This is a genomic window from Cobetia sp. SIMBA_158 (assembly GCF_046566945.1).
GTDB lineage: Bacteria > Pseudomonadota > Gammaproteobacteria > Pseudomonadales > Halomonadaceae > Cobetia > Cobetia amphilecti.
The window spans coordinates 1-367 of sequence record NZ_JAWJYL010000118.1 but is presented as its reverse complement, the minus strand read 5'-3'; the positions used below and the strand labels follow the sequence as shown (position 1 = coordinate 367).

Annotated in this window: 1 protein-coding gene; it reads left to right on the top strand. The window is 43.3% G+C overall.

The window, feature by feature from the left end; all coding sequences use genetic code 11:
* The coding region (locus R2R70_RS19240; RefSeq protein ID WP_410978787.1) for a DnaB-like helicase C-terminal domain-containing protein at positions 1–367 on the top strand (367 nt) is incomplete at both ends.

Sequence of the window (367 nt, the reverse complement as noted above, 5' to 3'; positions counted from 1 at the left end):
GGTTTCGAATACTTAACCAACCTAGCGAGCGCTGTTCCATCTACTCATTCATTTGAAACCTATGAAACATTAATTTACGAGGCTTTTAGACTTAGAGATTTGCAAAGTGCTGCTTTAGCATTTGCCAGTTCCCCTACTGATGAGGGCATCACCGAGCTTTATCAAAAAACAATTGAAGCTCAAGAAGTAGGCGTACGAGAGACTCGGACGAAAATGGATGTATTAACCGAGATTTTCATGAGCATGGAAGAAGATCATGGTGATCTGACTGGAGTCAACACGGGTCTTGCGGATCTTAATGCCATGACAGGCGGTTGGCAAAAGAGTGATTTGATTATTGTGGCTGCTCGTCCATCGATGGGGAAAA